Annotated in this window: 19 protein-coding genes; 5 read left to right on the top strand and 14 right to left on the bottom strand. The window is 53.6% G+C overall.

All coding sequences use genetic code 11. From position 1 onward, the window contains the following. Nucleotides 1–167: 167 nt before the first annotated feature. The 11 genes from CJP46_RS22530 to CJP46_RS22480 form a co-directional block, all read right to left on the bottom strand. Complete coding sequence (locus CJP46_RS22530; protein WP_256992472.1) at nucleotides 168–1220, bottom strand: ABC transporter substrate-binding protein; 1053 nt, start codon at nucleotides 1218–1220, stop codon at nucleotides 168–170. Nucleotides 1221–1364: 144 nt separating this feature from the next. Further along, nucleotides 1365–2171 (bottom strand): ABC transporter permease, encoded by an 807-nt coding sequence (locus tag CJP46_RS22525; RefSeq protein WP_094597892.1) that lies wholly within the window; start codon nucleotides 2169–2171, stop codon nucleotides 1365–1367. Then, nucleotides 2168–3019, bottom strand: a complete 852-nt coding sequence (locus CJP46_RS22520) for an ABC transporter permease (RefSeq protein ID WP_094597891.1) — start codon at nucleotides 3017–3019, stop codon at nucleotides 2168–2170. Before CJP46_RS22520 ends, CJP46_RS22525 begins: the two co-directional genes overlap by 4 nt. Further along, nucleotides 3016–3990, bottom strand: a complete 975-nt coding sequence (locus CJP46_RS22515) for an ABC transporter ATP-binding protein (RefSeq protein ID WP_306431070.1) — start codon at nucleotides 3988–3990, stop codon at nucleotides 3016–3018. The genes CJP46_RS22520 and CJP46_RS22515 overlap by 4 nt, the downstream gene beginning before the upstream one ends. A gap of 381 nt (nucleotides 3991–4371) precedes the next feature. Next, nucleotides 4372–5127 carry an SIMPL domain-containing protein gene (locus tag CJP46_RS22510; RefSeq protein ID WP_094597889.1) on the bottom strand — a complete coding sequence of 252 codons (756 nt, stop codon included), beginning with the start codon at nucleotides 5125–5127 and terminating at the stop codon, nucleotides 4372–4374. A 189-nt stretch (nucleotides 5128–5316) separates the two neighbouring features. After that, the gene (locus tag CJP46_RS22505) at nucleotides 5317–6861 is read right to left on the bottom strand and encodes a methyl-accepting chemotaxis protein (RefSeq protein ID WP_094597888.1); all 1545 of its coding nucleotides are present in this window, start codon (nucleotides 6859–6861) and stop codon (nucleotides 5317–5319) included. A 237-nt stretch (nucleotides 6862–7098) separates the two neighbouring features. Continuing rightward, complete coding sequence (locus CJP46_RS22500) at nucleotides 7099–7368, bottom strand: HPr family phosphocarrier protein (RefSeq protein ID WP_076173171.1); 270 nt, start codon at nucleotides 7366–7368, stop codon at nucleotides 7099–7101. A 100-nt stretch (nucleotides 7369–7468) separates the two neighbouring features. Then, nucleotides 7469–8398 carry a DNA-binding protein WhiA gene (whiA, locus tag CJP46_RS22495; RefSeq protein WP_094597887.1) on the bottom strand — a complete coding sequence of 310 codons (930 nt, stop codon included), beginning with the start codon at nucleotides 8396–8398 and terminating at the stop codon, nucleotides 7469–7471. A 5-nt stretch (nucleotides 8399–8403) separates the two neighbouring features. Next, the gene (locus CJP46_RS22490) at nucleotides 8404–9390 is read right to left on the bottom strand and encodes a gluconeogenesis factor YvcK family protein (RefSeq protein WP_094597886.1); all 987 of its coding nucleotides are present in this window, start codon (nucleotides 9388–9390) and stop codon (nucleotides 8404–8406) included. Between the two features lie 14 nt (nucleotides 9391–9404). Continuing rightward, nucleotides 9405–10304: an RNase adapter RapZ gene (rapZ, locus tag CJP46_RS22485; RefSeq protein WP_094597885.1), complete on the bottom strand. Its 900-nt coding sequence runs from the start codon at nucleotides 10302–10304 to the stop codon at nucleotides 9405–9407. Between the two features lie 97 nt (nucleotides 10305–10401). Beyond that, the gene (locus CJP46_RS22480; protein ID WP_094597884.1) at nucleotides 10402–11352 is read right to left on the bottom strand and encodes an ROK family glucokinase; all 951 of its coding nucleotides are present in this window, start codon (nucleotides 11350–11352) and stop codon (nucleotides 10402–10404) included. 399 nt (nucleotides 11353–11751) lie between these two features. Here CJP46_RS22480 and CJP46_RS22475 point away from each other — a divergent pair, with 399 nt between their 5' ends. The 4 genes from CJP46_RS22475 to CJP46_RS22460 are packed head-to-tail and all read left to right on the top strand — an operon-like array spanning nucleotide 11752 to nucleotide 15183. Next, complete coding sequence (locus tag CJP46_RS22475; RefSeq protein WP_094597883.1) at nucleotides 11752–12711, top strand: ABC transporter ATP-binding protein; 960 nt, start codon at nucleotides 11752–11754, stop codon at nucleotides 12709–12711. Next, nucleotides 12711–13448, top strand: coding sequence for an ABC transporter permease (locus tag CJP46_RS22470; RefSeq protein ID WP_094597882.1), 738 nt, complete (start codon nucleotides 12711–12713; stop codon nucleotides 13446–13448). The genes CJP46_RS22475 and CJP46_RS22470 overlap by 1 nt, the downstream gene beginning before the upstream one ends. Before the next feature lie 5 nt (nucleotides 13449–13453). Then, the gene (locus tag CJP46_RS22465) at nucleotides 13454–14584 is read left to right on the top strand and encodes a sensor histidine kinase (RefSeq protein WP_256992471.1); all 1131 of its coding nucleotides are present in this window, start codon (nucleotides 13454–13456) and stop codon (nucleotides 14582–14584) included. Beyond that, nucleotides 14581–15183 (top strand): response regulator transcription factor, encoded by a 603-nt coding sequence (locus tag CJP46_RS22460; protein WP_094597881.1) that lies wholly within the window; start codon nucleotides 14581–14583, stop codon nucleotides 15181–15183. Before CJP46_RS22465 ends, CJP46_RS22460 begins: the two co-directional genes overlap by 4 nt. A gap of 131 nt (nucleotides 15184–15314) precedes the next feature. Here CJP46_RS22460 and CJP46_RS22455 read toward each other — a convergent pair whose 3' ends face one another. Next, the gene (locus CJP46_RS22455; RefSeq protein ID WP_094597880.1) at nucleotides 15315–15869 is read right to left on the bottom strand and encodes a helix-turn-helix domain-containing protein; all 555 of its coding nucleotides are present in this window, start codon (nucleotides 15867–15869) and stop codon (nucleotides 15315–15317) included. 118 nt (nucleotides 15870–15987) lie between these two features. Between CJP46_RS22455 and CJP46_RS22450 the strand changes: the two genes are divergently transcribed. Further along, on the top strand, nucleotides 15988–16572 hold the full coding sequence (locus tag CJP46_RS22450) for a LysE family transporter (protein WP_094597879.1): 585 nt from the start codon (nucleotides 15988–15990) through the stop codon (nucleotides 16570–16572). Between the two features lie 173 nt (nucleotides 16573–16745). Here CJP46_RS22450 and trxB read toward each other — a convergent pair whose 3' ends face one another. Further along, nucleotides 16746–17693 (bottom strand): thioredoxin-disulfide reductase, encoded by a 948-nt coding sequence (trxB, locus tag CJP46_RS22445; RefSeq protein ID WP_094597878.1) that lies wholly within the window; start codon nucleotides 17691–17693, stop codon nucleotides 16746–16748. A gap of 39 nt (nucleotides 17694–17732) precedes the next feature. Beyond that, nucleotides 17733–19460: a tetratricopeptide repeat protein gene (locus CJP46_RS22440; protein WP_094597877.1), complete on the bottom strand. Its 1728-nt coding sequence runs from the start codon at nucleotides 19458–19460 to the stop codon at nucleotides 17733–17735. Between the last annotated feature and the right edge of the window lie 275 nt (nucleotides 19461–19735).

Below are 19735 nucleotides of genomic sequence, written 5' to 3'. Positions count from 1 at the left end.
CCTGTGTACAAGGTCAGAATGAATCATGTCACACGCATGATCTGCCTGCTTGCAAGCCGGATAAGCCACCCAGCAAAAAAAACGCCCTGTCCCAGACCTCAACAAACTCAGGTCTTGAAACAGAGCGATTTTCATGGACTGCTGTATTTATTTACTGGCCAATATGACTACCGTCCGCTCTTCAGCTCCGTCCAATAGCGGTCATAGAGCTGCAGCGTATCTTTTACGTCGCCGAGCCATTCCGTCCGGCCCAGCTCTTCTTCGGAAAGGTTGATCATATGGTTGTTCCGGTATTCCTCGCTGTGGAACTCCATCGCTTTGGCGTTCGGGTCGCTGTATCCGATCGACTCGTAATTCTTCGCGCTGACCTGCGGATCGAGCATGTAGTCGATAAACTTCTCGGCAAGCTCTTTATGCTCGGCCCCTTTCGGGATCGCGTAGTTGTCCGAGAAGATCGTTGCCCCCTCTTTCGGCACCACGAAAGCTACATCCGGATTGTCCTTCGCGATAAAAGCAGCGTCACCGGACCATACCGTGCCGATCCAGCCTTCCTCTTGAATCATTTTCTGCTTAATGGTATCCGTATCAAAAGCAAGAACGCTCGGCAGAAGCTTCTTCAGGTCGTCCACAGCCGATTTAATCTCGCCTTCATCCTGGGAGCTGTTCGAATGCCCCTGTTTCTTCAAGGCCATGCCAATGACTTCGCGGTTGTCGTCCAGCAGAAGGACCTTGCCTTTGTATTTCGGGTTCCACAGGTCCTCCCAGCTGTCGATCTCGTCCTTCACGTATTTTTTGTTATACGCGATGCCTGTTACGCCGGAAGTGTATACGATCGAGTATTTGTTGCCTGGATCAAACTCGGGATTCTTCAGCGATTCCTGAATGTTCTCGAAGTTCGGAATGTTGTTCTTGTCCAGCGGTTCCAGCAGATTGTTCTCGATCATCGTCCGGACCATGTAATCCGAAGGCTGGATCAGATCATATCCGCCGCCGCCCGCCTTGATCTTGGCCAGCAAATCCTCGTTATTCGCATAGTTATCATACGTAACCTTGACGTTGTATTTACTCTCGAAGTCCTTGAGCACCTGCTCATCAAAATTGTCAGCCCAGCTGTATATATGAAGCGTCTCCTTGGATGATGAGCATCCTCCCAGGGATGCAACCGACACGAGGGCGAGTGCCCCAGCCAGTACGAGACCGGCGATACCCTTTCTTTTCACAGTGACATATCTCCTCTCTTTCTCCAAATAGCATGTAGTCCATATCATGTAGCTCAATATCATGTCATTTAAAAAAACAACCTCTTATTCCATATACCCGGATAAACCCTGCAATCACCTGCGGTGATTACCGTCCAAGCTGCGTTAAATCGGCAGCATTTTATGCTTCTTCTGGCCTTTGCCCCGGTTGAGGAAAAACTGCGCCAACAAAATCAGCACGACGCTCACCACGATCAGCAGCGTACAGAGTGCGTTAATTTCGGGAGAGATTCCCCGTTTCACCTGGCCGTAGATGTAGATCGGCAGTGTGGTTGAGCTTGGCCCCGCTACGAAGAAGCTGACCATAAAGTCGTCCAGCGACATCGTAAACGCGATTAGCGCTCCCGAGATGACGCCCGGGAAAATTTGCGGCCACGTTACATGGCGGAACGTCTGCCAAGGGGTGGCGCCAAGGTCGGCGGCCGCCTCCTCCAGCTGCTTGCCCATTCCCGCCAGGCGGGCTGTCACGACGACATAGACGTACGACATGCTGAACGTGATGTGAGCGATGATGACCGTCGCTTTACCCAGCGGAACATGCATCTGGTTGAACAGCACCAGCAGCGACAGCCCCATGATGATGTCGGGAATAATTACGGGCAGGTACATGAGTCCGTTCATGCTGCCCTTCCATCGCCGCCCAAGCCCCCGCAGGGACAAGGCGCCGACCGTTCCGAGCAGCGTCGCCACGATCGTGGAAATGATCCCGACGGTCAAGCTGTTCATGAGCGCTTCAAGCACGTGGTCGTCGGTCATCAGCGAGACGTACCAGTCGAACGTAAATCCTTCCCAGTCCCCGCTGAGCCTCGTGTTGTTAAATGAATAGATAATGATCAGCAGGATCGGCACATAAATAAAAATCATCATCAGCAAGGAATGAATCCCCAGCAGGGGGTGACTTTTCTTCTTCATGCTCTCCCCTCCTTCGCACGGTCCGCCCGGGACTGCATCGCCCGGTTAAACAGCAGGATCAGAATGAGGGACGTGATCACGAAAATCACGGACAGCGCCGAGCCGAATGGCCAGTTGCGCGCCCCCAGGTACTGCTGCTGGATAATGTTGCTGATCATCGTCGACTTGGCTCCGCCGAGAATGTCCGTGACGACGAACATTCCTGTCGTGGATACGTAGACCAGGACGCATCCGGTCATGACGCCGGACTTGCTCTGCGGCAGCGTAATATGACGGAACGCCTTCCAGCGGGTAGCCCCCAGGTCGCTGGCCGCATCCAGCAGCCGCTTGTCCATCTGCTCCAGCGCGACGTAAATCGGCAGCACCATGAAGGGAATGAAGTTGTAGACCATCCCCAGCAGCACTGCGCCTTTGGTATACAGCATCTGCAGCGGCTCCTGAATCCATCCAAAATGGATCAGCAGCGTGTTCACCACACCCTGCGTGCGCAGCAGCAGCACCCAGGCGTACGTCCGGATCAGGAAGTTGATCCAGAACGGAATCGTAATCAGCACAAGTCCCCAGGTTTGAACCTTCGGAGACGCATTAGCAATAAAATAAGCGAGCGGGTAGCTGACCAACAGGCATACGAGGGTCGTCACCACCGACAGCACCAGCGTATCCCAATAAATACCGAGATACAGGGAATCGAAAAAGGTTTTATACCCGTTCAGCGAAAAATGAAAGACAACATTGCCCAGTGTGTCGCGACTCATCAAAGACATGACCACCACGATCAACATCGGGACGAGCAGAAACAGCGCCAGCCACAGCAGAACCGGCGTAATCAGCAGCTTTGATCGTTTCATGCCCCGATAACCACCTCATCCCGCGGATTCCAGTCCACCCCGATCCGCTGCCCAACCTTCCAGGCCGTCTCATCTTCGAAGTCCAGTGCGATCGTCACCATCATCGGTTCTCCATCGAGCTGGACGGTAAGCTTATGGACGTTGCCAAGATACAATACGTCCTGAATTACTCCGGTCTTGCGGACTCCTTCGGTTTCCCGTTTCGGGTGCAGCTTCTCCGGCCGCACGGCAAACAACTCGGAACCGGAACTGAAAATGTTGTTCTCTCCGACGAAGGTCGCGGCGAAAAGCGTTTTCGGCGCGGCATAGATATCCTTCGGCGTGCCAATCTGTTCGACCTTGCCGTTGTTCATGATCACGATCCGGTCGGACAGCATCATCGCTTCTTCCTGGTCATGCGTGACATAGACAAAGGTGATGCCCAGCGAACGCTGCAAATGCTTCAGCTCGGACTGCAGGCTTTTGCGCAGCTGCAGATCCAGCGCGCCCAGCGGCTCGTCGAGCAGGAGCACCTTGGGCTTGTTCGCGATGGCCCTCGCGATTGCCACCCGCTGCTGCTGTCCGCCGGACAGCTGGTGCGGATAACGCGAAGTAAGCGCGGTAAGCTGCGTCATCTGGACGGCTTCAGCAACCCGTGCTTTTTGTTCTGCCTGAGGCAGTTTTTTCATTTTGAGGCCGAAGGCGATATTATCTCCGACGGTCATATGCGGGAACAGCGCGTAGTGCTGAAACACCAGGTTCAGGTCCCGCTGATTGGGCGCGAGCTTCGTGACGTTCTGCCCTTCCAGAATAATCTCGCCGTGAGTCGGCTGTTCGAATCCCGCAATCATACGTAGTATGGTCGTCTTACCGCAGCCGCTAGGCCCGAGCAGAGTCAGGAATTCCCCTTCTTCAATGTTCAGTGACAGCGGATGCACGACAACTTGTCCTTCAAAATGCTTCTCAATTTGAACAAGTTCAATCATATGCATCAACCCCTTATCCATTACTAAGAAAAAAGCCATATCCATGGGTATGGCTTTTTCGGTAACATATTATTCTTTGTCTACCCCGTTTTTTTAACGGGAGTTAATTGTTCGTGCTATATAGAATGAACTAAAGAAATGAATGTTATAGGGCTCTGTAAGGCCATTATAACAAGAAGTTCAATGCAAAACTTTAGTTCAATCTATGCTGCATGTACAAAATTTCGCATATTCACTATAACGTTTTTTGACCCATGGTACAATACTTTTCTGTGGTTTCCCGCTGGAAAAGGGGGGATAGGCACCCACATCTGCGCAAAAAACCGCCGCTTCAAGGGACATCTCTCCCCGAAACGGCGGCTTGGCCCGGACTACATCGGTCCGTGTTTATTTCATTTCGTACTGCACGCTCAGCTGCGTCGATACCTTCACTTCACCAGGCTCCACCGACGTGGCGTTGCCGGCGCTGCTGGCCGTATCCATCTTGGCCATGGAGGATTCGGCATAGACGATCGGGTTCTGCGTATCGCCCTGGCTTACGACCAGAACTGCTCCCAGCTGGCGCTTGGCGGCCTTGGCAATCGCGCCCGCTTTCAGGTCGGCGTTAGCCATCGCCTTCTCAATCACTTGTGCCTCAAATTGGTCGCGGTTCTCGACGGAGAACTGGACGCTCTCAATGTTGTTGGCGCCCGCATTCGAAGCGGCGTCAAGCAGCTGCCCAACCTTGGACAGGTCGCGGTACGAAACCTGCAGCGTATGATGGGCGGTGTAGCCCGTCACCTTTTGTCCATCTTTTTCGTTGTAAGTGTAGTTAGGCTGCACATAGAAAGTTGTGCTCTTGATGTCCTTGTCTTCGATTTTCCATGTCGCTTTCAGCAGTGCGGTGATCTTCTGGATTTTGTCTGCCGTTGCCTTCTGCGCGCTTTGTGCCGTCGCCGCCTGCGAATCCACTCCGATCGACAGGTATGCGATATCCGGTTTGACCGAAATCTCACCCTTGCCCACAACATTAATGACATTGCGCTGCACATCCTGATCCGCATAGACGGTGGTCGAACCACCCAGTCCAGTGACGCCCGCGCCTCCGGCCAGCAGCGCTCCCGCGATCAGCACGGAACCTACCGGTTTCAGCCATGTTTTCATTACCTTCAGCCTCCCTTTTTTTACTTCCAGTGTATCCATATAGCCGAAAGTGCAAGCACACCGCTTTAGCCCGATGGTCCAGCCATTCCGCGGCCTCCCTTACCTTCCAACTGTATTTGTCTACTAGACGTAGGGGACTGTTAAATGTTGCACATATTAGTAAAATAATCTCTTGCCCGCAGGAACGAATCAGCTGACGATGGCTTTCAAGTGGCTCTGTGCTTCCTTGATGCCCGCCAAGCTTTGCTCATTGTTACCGAGGAGGGACTGCAATGTGGCCGACAGCTCCTGCAGCGTTGCCGAAGTTTGCTCGTTCACCGACGCGAGATGCGAGGTGGACTCGTCAATAGAACCCGAGAACGTCTCCACTTCTTGAAGTAATCCGCGGTACCCGTTGGAAATCTGCAGCAGTCCGGCCACCGACTCTTTAATGGATTCAAAGGCCCCGTACGTTTCATGCGTCATCTCACTGCTCTTTTGCATCCGCTGCGCAACCTGATCCATCCGCATCAAGGTATCGTTCATCAATTCGGAGAAACTGTGAAGCTGGACCGAAATTTTCTCCGCCGAATCCGAGGCGACCTCCGCCAGTTTGCGGATTTCCCGGGCGACTACGGCAAAGCCCTGGCCCTGCTCGCCTGCCCGTGCCGCCTCAATGCTGGCATTCAGCGACAGCAGGTTGGTCTGGTTCGCAATCTCCTGAATGGTCTGGCTGAACTGCGTCGTTTCGTGAACCTTGCCCGTCAGGCTTTGGATATCCTGCGCCATGGCCCCGATTTCATCTTTGAATTCAATAATCGCTTCGTTCAGCTGCTCCACCTTGTCCTTGCCGGATTCCGACAGCCGGTTTGCCGTACCCGTCTGCTTCAGCAGCGTTTCCGTCGAACCCGACATCTGTTTGATCATCTCATTCATCTGCTTGATGGATTCGTTAATGGCATAGGTCGAATCCACCTGGGATGATGCCCCGCCCGATATTTCCTGAAACGCGACGTTCATCTGCTGGAAAGAGGCCGTGTTGTCCTCAACCGCCTGTGTAAGATCGTCGATGTTGCCGGTAACCGCGGCCACGCTGCCAAGCACATGCTCCTTTTGCTCCTTCTGCTCGGCCAGCAGCTGCTCGGTCTGGTCACTGGCCGCTCTCATATTGTTCATCAAGGACCGGGTCACCCGCAGCAGCAGGAACACCATAACGCAGACAAGTACATACATGATGATCACCGCCGACGGTCCGTCCTTGGAACCGGTTCCGAGTTGAACCGCATCGGCCTTTTGCAGGCACAGATAGAGCATCAGCCCCAATCCGTACAGCATCGTGATTGAAGTTAACACGAGACGCAAAGTGATCAGCGCTAAAACGAGCAAATAATATATGGAAAACAAACTGCTCGGACTGGCGGAATCCAGTGCCTGGATCAGAATCGTCAGAGCTACACCCGTTATCGCAATAACCGCCGCCTGGTGAATAAACTTACGCCGGAATTGGCTGTACGCCATGGTCAGCAGAACCGTCAAGTCAATCAAGAAACTCAGGTTGGTTAGACTCGTGAAATCGTCGAGGCTTCCCAGCTTGACCGTGGATACGGCCATCAGCGTCGAGATCAGAATCGCAATCAGCAGAATCCGGTTTCTGCCCATCCCGTCCCGCTCCGCAATCGTCAGCCGGCGCCCTTTCCCCGACCCTTCAGCATCATCTGTGTTGGTGTTGGTTTTGGTACTGTTCCATTTCCCCATACGTTGACCCCTCTTTATAATGAAATCCGGGCTTCCCCGCTGCCGTTACCTATATGAACGGCTATAGCTATGATATCGGATGCCGGATTTATTTTTATAAGAGCCAAATCGTCCCAAACTTCTCCATACAGCAAAAAACAGCCCGCTCTCCCGAAGGAGAAAACGGACTGCTTTGTGCAGAAAATGGCCTCCGCGCCGCATCACTCGCAGCCGCAGGGCCCATTCTATAATTGTTTATTATTGGTTTTCAAGCTCTTCTTTGCCCACCAAGTTGACTAAAGCGGTTACAGCCTGCTCTGCGTCCGCACCTTCAGCACTGATGTTTACTTCCGTACCCGAGCTAATGGCAAGGCTCATAATTCCCATGATACTCTTGGCATTCACCTTTTTATCATCTTTTTCCACGAAAATTTCAGACGAGTACTTATTCGCTTCTTGGACGAACAATGCTGCCGGTCTGGCATGGAGACCCGTTTTCAAACGGACAACTACCGGGTGCTTTGTCATGGAAACTTACCCCCTATTAGATCAATCTGTATAGCACACACACATCACATTTTATAACATTATACCATTATACCATGAAGGAAACTAGAAGAAAAAAGGCTCAGACCCCACGAATCTTCTCAGCCATTTCGTCGATCTTGCGCAACCGGTGGTTCACGCCGGATTTGCTGACGGTGCCCTTTAGCAGTTCACCGACTTCCTTCAGGTTCATATCGGGATGGGCCAGTCTCACTTCGGCCACTTCCCGGAGTTTGTCTGGCAGGTTATCAAGACCCACTTCCTTCTGGAGCAGCTTGATGTTGTCGATTTGCCGGACGGCGGCGCCGATTGTCTTGTTCAAATTCGCGGTTTCACAGTTCACGATCCGGTTAACGGAATTCCGCATATCCCGCATAATCCGCACGTCCTCGAATTTGAACAAGGCCTGATGGGCCCCAATCAGGCTCAAAAATTCAATGATCTTCTCGCCTTCCTTAATATACAGTATGAACCCCTTCTTCCGCTCTATACAACGGGCGTTCAAATGAAATTCATTGGCGAGATCTACCAGGGCCTGGCAGTGCTCCTCATACATCGAGGCGATTTCAAGATGGTAAGACGATCCTTCCGGATTGTTCACGGAGCCTCCTGCCATAAAGGCACCACGTAAATACGCCCCTTTGCAGCATGGTTTGCGGACCAAATCCGGATGAATATGCGAGGTGAACAGGAAGCCCTCGGAGACAATCTTCAGCTCCTTCAGTATTTCCTGAACCTGTGCTGGAATACGTACGATGTACACATTATTTTTCTTCAAACGCATCTTTTTACGCACAAGGAGCTCGGTATGCGCTTGAAAATGCTTTTTGATCAATGTGTATATACGTCTGGCGATGGCAGCATTCTCTGTCGATATATCCAGAATAACCTTCTTATTGGAAAGCTGGACAGCCCCGTTCATCCGGATCAGTGCCGACAATTCAGCCTTTTCGCAGCAGGGCTCTGCTTCGATCATGGTCAGTTCTTTTTTAGTCAGCGCCGCAAACGACACGGGACTCACCTCTTTCGTTTAATCCAATTTTGAACCAACTGGTAAATATGTCTGCTCAGCTTGTCGGAGTCATGGCGCAAATAAGTCCGGAACAGGACCAGCGTATCGGCAATGACCTTATAGCCAAGACTCGTGACCTCGTCGTAATCGAGCTCTACTGGTTTCGCGCCCTTCTCGGCGTATTTGTCCTGCACCTGGGGCGGAATTTCGCCGCTGTTCACGATGACATAATCGAACAGATGCTTACCGACATGGTCGTATACCGCCTGAAGATGGTCGCTTACGCTGTAACCGTCCGTCTCACCGGGCTGCGTCATGACGTTGCACACGAAAATCTTGATCGCATCCGAGGACATGACCGCTTCAGCCAGCTTCGGAACGAGCAGGTTCGGCAGAATGCTAGTATATAGACTTCCCGGGCCGATCAGGATGGCATCCGCCTCCCGGATGGCCTCGGTCGCTTCCGGAAGCGGCTCGACATGGGCCGGCTCCAGAAACACCCGCTTGATCCGCCCGCCGGCTTCCGGAATTTTCGACTCGCCGGTCACGACGGTGCCGTCCTCCATCTCCGCCTTCAGGATAACGGCTTCGCCCGCCGCAGGAAGCACCCGCCCCCGCACGGCAAAAACGCGGCTGAGCTCACGCACAGCCGTCACAAAATCGCCGCTGATGTCGGTCATGGCTGCCAAAATCAGGTTCCCCAAGCTGTGCCCGGCAAGGCCAGAACCGCTGGAGAACCGGTATCTCAGCATTTCCGACAGCAGCGGCTCCACGTCGGCCAATGCCGTCAGGACGTTCCGGATGTCCCCTGGCGGGGGCATCTGCAGCTCGCTGCGAAGGATGCCTGAACTCCCTCCATCGTCTGCTACGGTGACGACAGCCGTGATGTCTAGCGGCATTTCCTTCAGTCCCCGGAGCATGACCGACAGTCCGGTGCCCCCGCCCATCACGACGATCCGCGGACGTTCACTTCTTTGTTCTGCCACTGTCATCACTTCCACTCTCTTTAATGCCGATCACGTTCGGAATCCCGATGGCTGACGGAGACCGTCTCGGTCTCGCTGGCTCCCAGCATTTTGCCCAGGTACTCGGCGATCGCCACCGAGCGGTGCTTTCCGCCGGTACAGCCGATGCCGATGATCACCTGGCTCTTGCCTTCCTTACGGTATTGGGGAATCAAGAAATGCAGCATATCCAGCAGTTTCGTCAGAAACGCCTGGGTTTCGGGCCACTTCATGACATAGTCATACACATCGCTGTCCTGACCGGTGTGTGGACGCAGGCTATCCACATAGTGGGGATTCGGAAGAAAGCGGACGTCAAAAATCAGATCGGCATCGATCGGAATACCGTACTTAAATCCGAATGAGGTTACGTTGACCGAAAGGGTATTGCTTTCCAAGTGGGAAAATCTGGAGATAATTTTGTCCTTCAATTGTCCCGGCTTCATACTGCTCGTGTCGAGCACCACCGTAGCCGAGCTCTTGAGCTCCTCCAGCATTTTGCGCTCCAGCCGGATGCCGTCCAGCGGCATGCCCTCCGGCGCAAGCGGATGCCGCCGGCGGGTCTCCTTGTAACGCTGCACGAGGACCGAATCGGTGGCCTCCAGAAACAGAATTTCGCAATGAATCGTGAAATGATCCTTAATATAATTCAATGATTCGGATAAGGCCGTAAAGAATTCCCGGCCGCGCAGGTCAATGACCAGCGCCACCTTGGCGATTTTCCCCTTCGATTGTTCAATCAGTTCCGCAAATTTGGGAATGAGCACCGGCGGTAAATTATCCACGCAGAAAAATCCCAAATCCTCCAAGCTTCGTACGGCCAAGGATTTACCCGCCCCCGACATGCCTGTAATAATGATCAGGGTGGCCATGGCCGACGCAGTGTTATTCTCTTCCAGCATCAGCTTTCCCCTCCCTTAGTGGAATATGGGCCTGTTATTACTAAGGTATACCCAGGTCACCCATCATCTTAACCTGTGGGCGACCCACCGGATCTGTTTACGAACGGAGCAGCAAACCGGCCGCGCCGACGATGCCCGCATCGTTGCCGAGCTCGGCAGGAAGGATCGACACCCCTCGCTGCAGCGGTTCCGGCGTCAGCTTCGCATACACTTCACGAACTTCGTTAAACAAGATATCCCCGGCCTTGGATACGCCGCCGCCGATAATGAACACTTCCGGATTCAGAATCGCCGCCACCGCAGCCATGGACTTGCCCAGGTAGAAAGCGGCGCGGTTCACGATCCGCAGCGCCACTTCGTCGCCGGCTTTGGCCGCATCGAAGACTTCCTTCGCCGCGATGTTCTCAACCATCGACAGAGAAGTGCGGTCCCCGCGCTCCACCGCATCTTGGGCCATACGGATAATGCCTGTTGCGGAAGACACGGTCTCCACACAGCCCATTTTGCCGCATCCGCATTGGATGGCTTCCAGATCAGGGACGACGGAGATATGTCCCAGCTCGCCGGCCAGTCCGGAGAAGCCTTGATAGATTCGGCCGTTAATAATGATACCGCCGCCTACGCCGGTTCCGAGCGTATAGCATACGCAGTTGTCGATGCCGCGTCCGGCACCGCTCCAAGCCTCTCCGAGGGCAGCAACGTTCGCGTCATTATCTATTTTGATCGGCTTGCCAATTTTCTGCTCCAGAATGGAACGAATCGGTACATCCCGGAAACCTACGTTCGGCGCGAGGATGATGATCCCTTCACGGACGTTCGTAAATCCGGCAACCCCGGCCCCGACACCCGCCAGCTGATCCCAGCTGTATGGGGACTGCTCAACGATATGGCGCACATATTTCTCAATATTGTTGATAACCGTATCGACGCCTTTATCAGTTTCCGTGGGACCTTCATACGTTTGAATCAGCTGTCCCGCTTGATTGCAGATGCCCACTTTAATGGTCGTTCCGCCCAAGTCGACACCGACGTAGATTTGCTCAGACATGTTACAAGCCACCTTTTTTCCTCAATAATAGTTTGCTCCTACTGTACCAACTATAATTGAAGCCCTCTCTCTGGTCAAGAGAAGCGGGCCTCACCTGAAAGTGGGTCCATCGCTTTTGTCAGAAGGCTTGACGGACCTATCCCTCCTATGAAAACCCTGTAAGAAAAACGTCTATCGACGTACCTTCAAAGAAGACAGACCGCGTTTAAAGGAAGTCTTTCTTGCGAGATCAGGAAGCAGAAGCTCCGAAACTTATACTTTCTGATCTCTTCAAAAAAGCATGACATTTGTCACCTCGTTTCCATGACAGAGTCCACTAACGAAGAAATGCCCCTTCGTCTATGATTACGGTAGATCATCAAATACGGATTCACCGGATGAATAGGAGGAAATGCCGAAATGGAACATATTGCCGAACTGCAGCATGTCACGAAACGTTTTGGAAGCAAGACCGCAGTCGATGACGTTTCTTTCAATATTAGTAAGGGATCAATTGTGGCCGTCCTGGGGCCTAACGGCGCCGGAAAAACGACAACGATCTCGATGATGCTGGGGCTTCTCGAGCCCACGAGCGGCTCTGTCCGTCTGTTCGGGCAAGCCCCGAAGCAGCCGCAGGTCAAGCAGAGAATCGGGGCGATGCTCCAGGATGTCAGCGTAATCGACGGCCTGAAGGTCCGCGAGGTGCTGGCCCTGATCCGGAGCTATTACCCCCGGCCGATGAGGCTGGAGGAGCTGGTTGCCCTGGCCGGGTTCACCGAGGAGGACCTGGGCAAGCGGGCAGAGAAGCTGTCCGGCGGCCAGAAACGGAGGCTCGGCTTCGCGCTGGCGATGGCGGGCAATCCCGATCTGCTGTTCTTCGACGAGCCGACGGTCGGCCTGGATACGCCGGCACGCCGCTCCTTTTGGGAGCAGGTCAGAGCGCTCTCGGACCGAGGCAAGACCATCCTCTTCTCCACGCATTACCTGCAGGAGGCCGAGGACGCCGCCGATCGCGTGATCCTGTTCAATCACGGTAAAATTGCCGCCGACGGCACGCCGCAAGCGATTACCGCCAAGCTGACGAGCCGCTCCGTGACCTTTACCACCGACACAAGGTCACTCGAGGGCCACGCGAACGCGCTGATGCATGCCGACACCGAGCGGCACATCCGCGAGCGTCTGCTCCCGGTTCCCGGCGTCCACGACTGCTCCTATCAGGACGGACGCTGGACCGTCACGGCGGACAATACCGATACGGTGCTGGCCGCGATTTTCAGATACAATCTTCCGGTCCACGATATCCGAACCCAGCAGGGCCGACTCGACGACGCTTTTGAAATCATGATCCAAAATGACGATACACAGGGGGCTGTTTCCTAATGCAGATGTTATTCATGCAGTGCCGGGCCGAAATGCTGCGGATTATCCGCAATCCATATTACGTCTTTTGGTCCTTGCTGATGCCGATCGTGTTCTATTTCATTTTTACCCGTCTCGTCAATTCGGGCATTGAAGGCGCCTCCGAGTGGCAGGCGCGTTACCTGATGTCGATGACTTCCTTCAGCGTGATGGGCTCGGCGATTATGACGCTGGGCATTCGTATGGTCCAGGAGCGCACGCACGGCTGGTCGGTCTTTATGCGAATTACCCCGCTGCCTTCCAGCATTTATTTCTTTGGAAAAATGTTTGGCCAGATGGTCATGCACATGTTCTCCATCATTGTTATTTTTATTGCAGGCTTTCTCATTAACGGCGTCCATTTGTCTGCCGGCCAATGGGCGGGCAGCGGATTGTGGATATGGCTCGCCTCCATCCCCTTCCTGGCTCTTGGTACCCTGGTCGGGACGATGAAAAGGGTGGACACGGCCAGCGGTGTCAGCAACATGGTGTATATGATTCTGGCGATCATTGGCGGCATGTGGTTTCCGATCGACAGCTTCCCGGCCTTCCTTCAGAACATCGGCAAGTGGCTGCCTTCCTATAATTTCGGAAGCGGTGCCTGGGATATTGCCGCGGGTCATTCCCCCAGCTGGCAGCCGGTATTGATTTTGCTGGGATATCTTATCTTGTTTATGGTATTATCCACCTATATACGAAAGAAACAGGAAGCGGTGTAATATCATTGACACGTCGAAAGAAAGAAATCTTTCCGAGGGCGCTCGGCTTTTCACCTTACATCTGGCTCGTGTATATCGTCATCCCGCTGTTTAACATGGCTTTTGAGCGCGGAATCAAAATGGTGCTCGGTTACGTGATGATCGCGATCTTTATCGCGGCATACCGCCAGCTCTTTTTCTCCGAACGGTCCACGGTCTTCTGGCTTGCCGTTCAGATGCTGATTATTGTGACGCTGTCCTTGTTCTACCTCCCTTTTTATACGTTTATGGGCTTTTTTACCGCCAACTTTATCGGCAATTATCAGGATAACCGGAAATTCAGGATCGCCTTGGCTGCCTTCGCGGCGACCATCTTGCTCCCGATCCTGGGGAACGTGCGAAATCTGGACGTGTCGGATTACTTAACCCTCGTTCCTTTTATTATGATTATGTTGATGACCCCCTTCGGCATGCGTTCCATGAATCTGCGAAAGCAGCTGGAGCTGCAGCTGAACGAAGCCAAGGAGCAGATCGAAATTTTGGTTAAAAAAGAGGAGCGGCTGCGTATTGCCCGTGATCTTCATGATACGCTGGGTCATACGCTGTCCTTGCTCACGTTAAAAAGCCAGCTGGTCCAGCGGCTGACGGACAAGGACCCGGAGAAGGCGCGGCTGGAAGCGCGCGAAATGGAGGAGACCTCCCGGGCAGCCTTAAGGCAGGTGCGCGAGCTGGTTTCCGATATGAGAACCTTGACCGTGGCAGAAGAGATCGAAGAAGTACGCTCGGTCTTAAACAGCGCCGATATTGCCTTGGACTGCGAAGGGGATACGCGCCTGGCGGGAATTCCCGATCTGACGCAAAATATCCTCAGCATGTGTCTGAAGGAAGCGACCACCAACATCATCAAGCACAGCCGTGCCACAGCATGTAAAATTACCATTCGGCAGGAGACCTCCGACGTTCGGATGGTGATCCGGGACAACGGGGTCGGACTGGAGGAAGGCGGGATGTCCACCAGCCATGGCAACGGGCTGAAGGGCATGTCCGAGCGGCTCGCGCTGATCGACGGGACGCTGGAACTATCCTCTTCCGGTGGGACCGAGCTAAGCATTACGGTGCCGATTATCATCAAGGGGAAGGAGAGTGTTACGGCATGATCCGTATTCTGATCGCTGAAGACCAGCGTCTGCTGCGGGGCGCCCTCGCTTCGCTGCTCGATATGGAGGAAGATATGGAAGTGGTGGGCCAAGCCGGTGACGGCCAGGAGGCCTTGGACCAGATCTTGTCATTAAAGCCGGACGTCTGTCTGCTGGACATAGAAATGCCCGTCCTTACCGGGCTTGAGGTCGCCGAAAGGCTGAAGGTGCAGATGGCGACTTGTAAAATCATGATATTAACGACGTTCGCGCGGCCCGGTTATTTTGAGCGGGCTGTCAAAGCAGGAGCCTGCGGATACTTGCTGAAGGATGAGCCGAGCGAGAAGCTGGCGGAAGCCATCCGGCGGGTCATGGCCGGCCACCGTGAGGTCTCACCAGAGCTCGTCTTCGGCTCGTTCCGGCAGGAAAACCCGCTCACCCCGCGGGAGCGGGAAATTCTGCGGCTGATTGCGGAAGGCAAGACGGCGAATGAAATCGCCGCGACCCTGCATCTCTCGCACGGCACCGTTCGGAACTATATTTCCGAAACGCTCAACAAACTGTCGGCCAAAAACCGGATCGAAGCGATCGGAATCGCCGAACAGAACGGCTGGCTTTAAGAAGTGCCTAAGACCCACCGTTCACAACACATTCGGGACCGGCTCATTGCAGCCGGTCTTTTTGCCGTCGGTGTAAACGCAGTCCCCCTTTTTCGGATATGAGTGCTTTGTCCCGCGTTGCTCCTTTAGCTTTAGGCCGGATAATAGATAACCATGCTTAATCTCGTCAGCGAGCTTCCGGAATTGTGGTAAGTATGGGGCCGGTCGGCCTTGAACCGGATGGAATCGCCGCCCCCTATCGTATGCTCGCTGTTATTCACACGAATCGTCAGTTCCCCCTCGTACACCGTAATGTACTCCTCCGTTCCTTCACCATGCGATTCCGAAGCAAGAAAGCCCCCTTTATCGATCTCAACCGCGTACATCTCAAAGCGCCGTTTCTCATCAAACGGGAAATAAGGATAGACCCGGTATTTGCCGTTGTCTTCGGACAGCTGCTGAACCTCGCTTTTCTGGATCACTTTAGTGTCGGGCTGGGGCTGGTTGATCAGGGACGTGAACGAAATTTTCAGACCGTTGGCGATTTTCCAAATGGTTGTGATCGTCGGGCTCGATTCGCCTCTTTCGATTTGGCCGATCATCGTCTTGCTGACCCCGGTGAGTTCGGCCACCTTTTCCAGGCTGAGCTTTTTGTTGTCGCGGATGTTCTTCAAATTCCTCGCGATGATCAGATTTATCTCTTCCATGGCACACCTCTTCCAATCGATTATGTACAATATAACGATCATAATGTACAATATGGTGCATAAATACGTTATAGCGTATTTTTTGGACATTATAACATACAAGCAAAGGAGACCCAAGATGCCCGTATTTTCGTTTCTGGTCTATATCGTAGTCAGCACCTTTACCCCAGGCCCCAACAATTTCATGGCGATGCTGTTTGCTCACCAGTTCGGCTTCCGCAGAACGATCCGGTTCTGTTTGGGCGTTGGCGCCGGCTTTTTTGTCGTTGCGCTGCTGTGCAGTTATTGCAACCTGCTGCTTAAACATCTCATTCCCGGCATCCGGTGGTGGATGACGATTGTGGGAGCAGCCTATATGCTGTATCTGGCCATCAAAATGATGTTCCACCGTAAGAAAGCCGTGAGCAGCAGAGAGGACAAAAACAACCGCTTTTTGACAGCGGCGCTGCTGCAGTTTATCAATCCCAAAGGTATTTTGTACGCCATAACGGCCGTATCGACCTTTATTCTCCCGTATCATGCCTCCCATCTTGCCCTGATCAGCTTTTCCTTGTTTCTGGCGCTCTTGAGCGTTCTGAGCACTTTCTGCTGGAGCATGTTCGGTTCCATATTTCAACGATGGCTGTCGGCGTACCAGACCCCGTTTAACGTCGCGATGGGCCTGCTTCTCGCATACAGTGCGGTTTCCATCCTGGTCGAATAAACGTGAGGGCCGGCACAGCGACTACCTGCATATCATCCATAGAAACTAGCACGCATGAAGCGGGTACCTTCCCTCGGCAAGATCAGGTTACGGCCCGCTCCCTCCGAATCGTCCGCATATTATGCAAAAAGGAGCCGTCCCCGGCTCCTTGTCTATGATCGTATTTATCCGATTTACAGCGTTTCGCTCCAGTCATGCACCATGCTGCCTTCCAGGAACTTCTCGCAGTCCATGGCGGCCATGCATCCGGTGCCGGCAGCGGAAATCGCTTGGCGGTAACGCACGTCCTGCACGTCGCCGCAGGCGAATACGCCCGGAATGTTCGTTTCGGTCGTTCCCGGCTTCACCTGGATGTAGCCGATTTCGTCGGTCGTAATCTGGCCGTCCAGGAACTTGGTGTTCGGCGTATGGCCGATCGCTACGAAGACGCCGTCCGCTTCGATCAGCTCTTCTTCGTTCGTTTCGTTGTTGTGGACCTTCAGACCCTTCACGCCGTGCTCACCAGCCACAATTTCAAGCGGCGTGCGGTTAAGCGACCATAGGATCTTTTCGTTATCACGGGCGCGGTCCTGCATGATTTTGGACGCTCTCAGTTCTTCTCTCCGGTGAACCAGCGTGACGCTGGAGCCGAAACGGCTCAGGAAGCTGGCTTCCTCCATCGCAGAGTCCCCGCCGCCGATCACGACGATCTTTTTGCCGCGGAAGAAAAATCCGTCGCAGGTCGCGCATGTGCTGACTCCGCGTCCGACGTTTTCCTGCTCGCCCGGAATGCCCAGGTATTTGGCCGAGGCGCCTGTGGAAATGATCACGGATTCCGCCTCAATTTCCCCCATGCCTTCCACGGACAGCTTGAACGGGCGCTTGGAGAAATCGACTTTGTTGACCCAGCCGGTTTTAAACTCCGCACCGAAGCGTTCCGCCTGCTTGCGCATGTTGTCCATGAGCTCAGGACCCATAATGCCTTCCGGGAAGCCCGGGAAGTTCTCCACCTCGGTCGTGGTGGTCAGCTGTCCGCCTGGCTGCATGCCTTCGATGATCAGCGGCTTCATGTTGGCGCGTGCCAGATAAATCGCGGCCGTCAGGCCGGCAGGTCCTGTTCCGATAACGATGGATTTGTACATAGAAATTGCCTCCTTTTCGAACGGATATGAATGGGTCTATCAGATATTCTCCGTAAACGGCCGGAAAATATCATCGCTTTCTTCGTCCAGCGAACATACGCTGTCGATCCGCTTGACGTTGCGGCTCACCGTGGAGACGGAAACTCCGTAGCGCTGGGCCACCTCCTGGTAAGTCAGGGCACGTCCGTGCTTCTTGGCCGTCAAGTATTCCAGCGCCGCCGACCAGCCCTCCGCCTGCCTGATGAGAGGCGTCTCCGGATACAGCTTATTAATAAACTGATGCCATAATTGCTGAACATGGTTTTGCTGTGCACGGTCGGCCACCGTCTCCATGCTTTTCAATGCCTTGTCCACGACGGACTGCAGCATCCCGTTCCACTGGGGCAGAGCCGCAGCCACTTCCCGGTAAGCCGCTACTTCAGCCACGGCTCCGGGAAGTTCGGAGCTCTCAACCCCAAGATCCCGAAGCACCCGCAGCGCCTCAGCTTTGAGCTCGGCTAGAACGTCGGGATCTTCCAGGAAAGTCATCAGCGTCTCCTTGACTTCATCATCGGCGATCCAGGCCAACGCCCGGATGACCTGCAGCTTCGTACCGGAATCGCCGTACCGGAGCGCCCAGGAGAAGGAAGAGCGAATAAGCGGGTTGTGCTTGATTTCCTCGCACATGCCCTCTCCGTCCTTCTCCCACCGCTTCAGCTGCTCTTCAAAGGGCAGATGATATTGATAACTGAGCTTGACGCTACCGCCGAAGTCTTCCTTCAGCTGGTCCAGATAAAACCGGGGAATTCCCGATTCCGGGTCCATCTTCATTGCCGTGCTCCAGTAACGGGCCGCTTCCTTGCTTCTGCCGCTGTTATAAGCGGCGACCGCCGTGTAATGGTACAGGCTCGGGTCCCCGTTGATCTCGTCATCCTTCAGCAGGCGGCGGAAATGACCGTAGGCCGCTTCATGCCGGCCCAGAATCCCCATCGTCGTCGCAAGCTTGAATACATGCTCCTGGTGAAAAGGAACCGTAACCTCCAGCATCCTCATCATGCCATCTAATGCTTCAGTATCCCCTTCATGCTGGTAAAAAACCGCCAGGTTGCACAGTCCATGCAAATTTCCCGGCTCCAGGGACAGCACTTCGCCGATAGTATCCTGAGCTTTGCGGAACAATCCCATGTAATAATAAGCAAGGGATAAATTATTGCGCGCCGCCAGGAAGTCAGGGTCTTCCTTCAAGATGCCTTCCAGCAGCTCGGCCGCCTGGGCAAATTTCCCTTCTTCCATCAGGGACCGCGCGCGTTCGTGCTCCACGATGCCCCCGCGGCTCTTGATCCGGCTCAGCTTGGCCGGCCGCTTCAGCTCATACTGAAGCAGCTCCATCATTTCTTCCGCTTCGTCCAAAAATTGCCCGGCCGAGTCCTCCTCCAAATACGTGACCAGCGCGCGTTCCGCTTCCTCAAAGTTCTCCATATTGGCGTAATTGTTGGCCATATAGAAGTAGCACTCTGTCATGGTCGCATCCACATGCTCCAAAATGTGCTCAAGAACGGCGTTCGATCCTTCATAATCGCCCATCTCTGATAATATACCCGCCATATTGCAATGATTCACCGGATTTTCCGGCTCATATTCAACAGCTTTGCGAAAATATTTTAATGCCTTATCGTATCGGTGCTGGTCCAACGACCGAACCGCTCGCTCAAAAAAGAAATTGGCATCCATTTGAATGGGTATTACTTTTTGGTGTAGGTCCTCCGCCCGCAGATGATAATCGTTCATTCCTAAGCAAGGCACCTCCTTGATTGCTAGATAGAACGAACTGCAGCCACGTTCGGAACCCCATGAATCAGGGAATGCATACGCTAAACTTTAAGTTCAATCTATCCAGAATAGTATACCATAAGATGCAAGGGGCATCTAAGCCATAATCTACTATAAGAAAAGTGTACGTCGACGTAAATTCATTGAAGACAGACCGCGTTTATAGGTAACTTTTCTTGCGATATAAGGGAGCCGGCATCTCCGAAGCTTATACTTTCTTATATCTAAAGAGA

This window comes from Paenibacillus sp. XY044 (genome assembly GCF_002257645.1).
GTDB lineage: Bacteria > Bacillota > Bacilli > Paenibacillales > Paenibacillaceae > Paenibacillus_AQ.
Note: the sequence above shows the minus strand (reverse complement) of the source record. Positions and strands in the feature narration are given on the sequence as shown.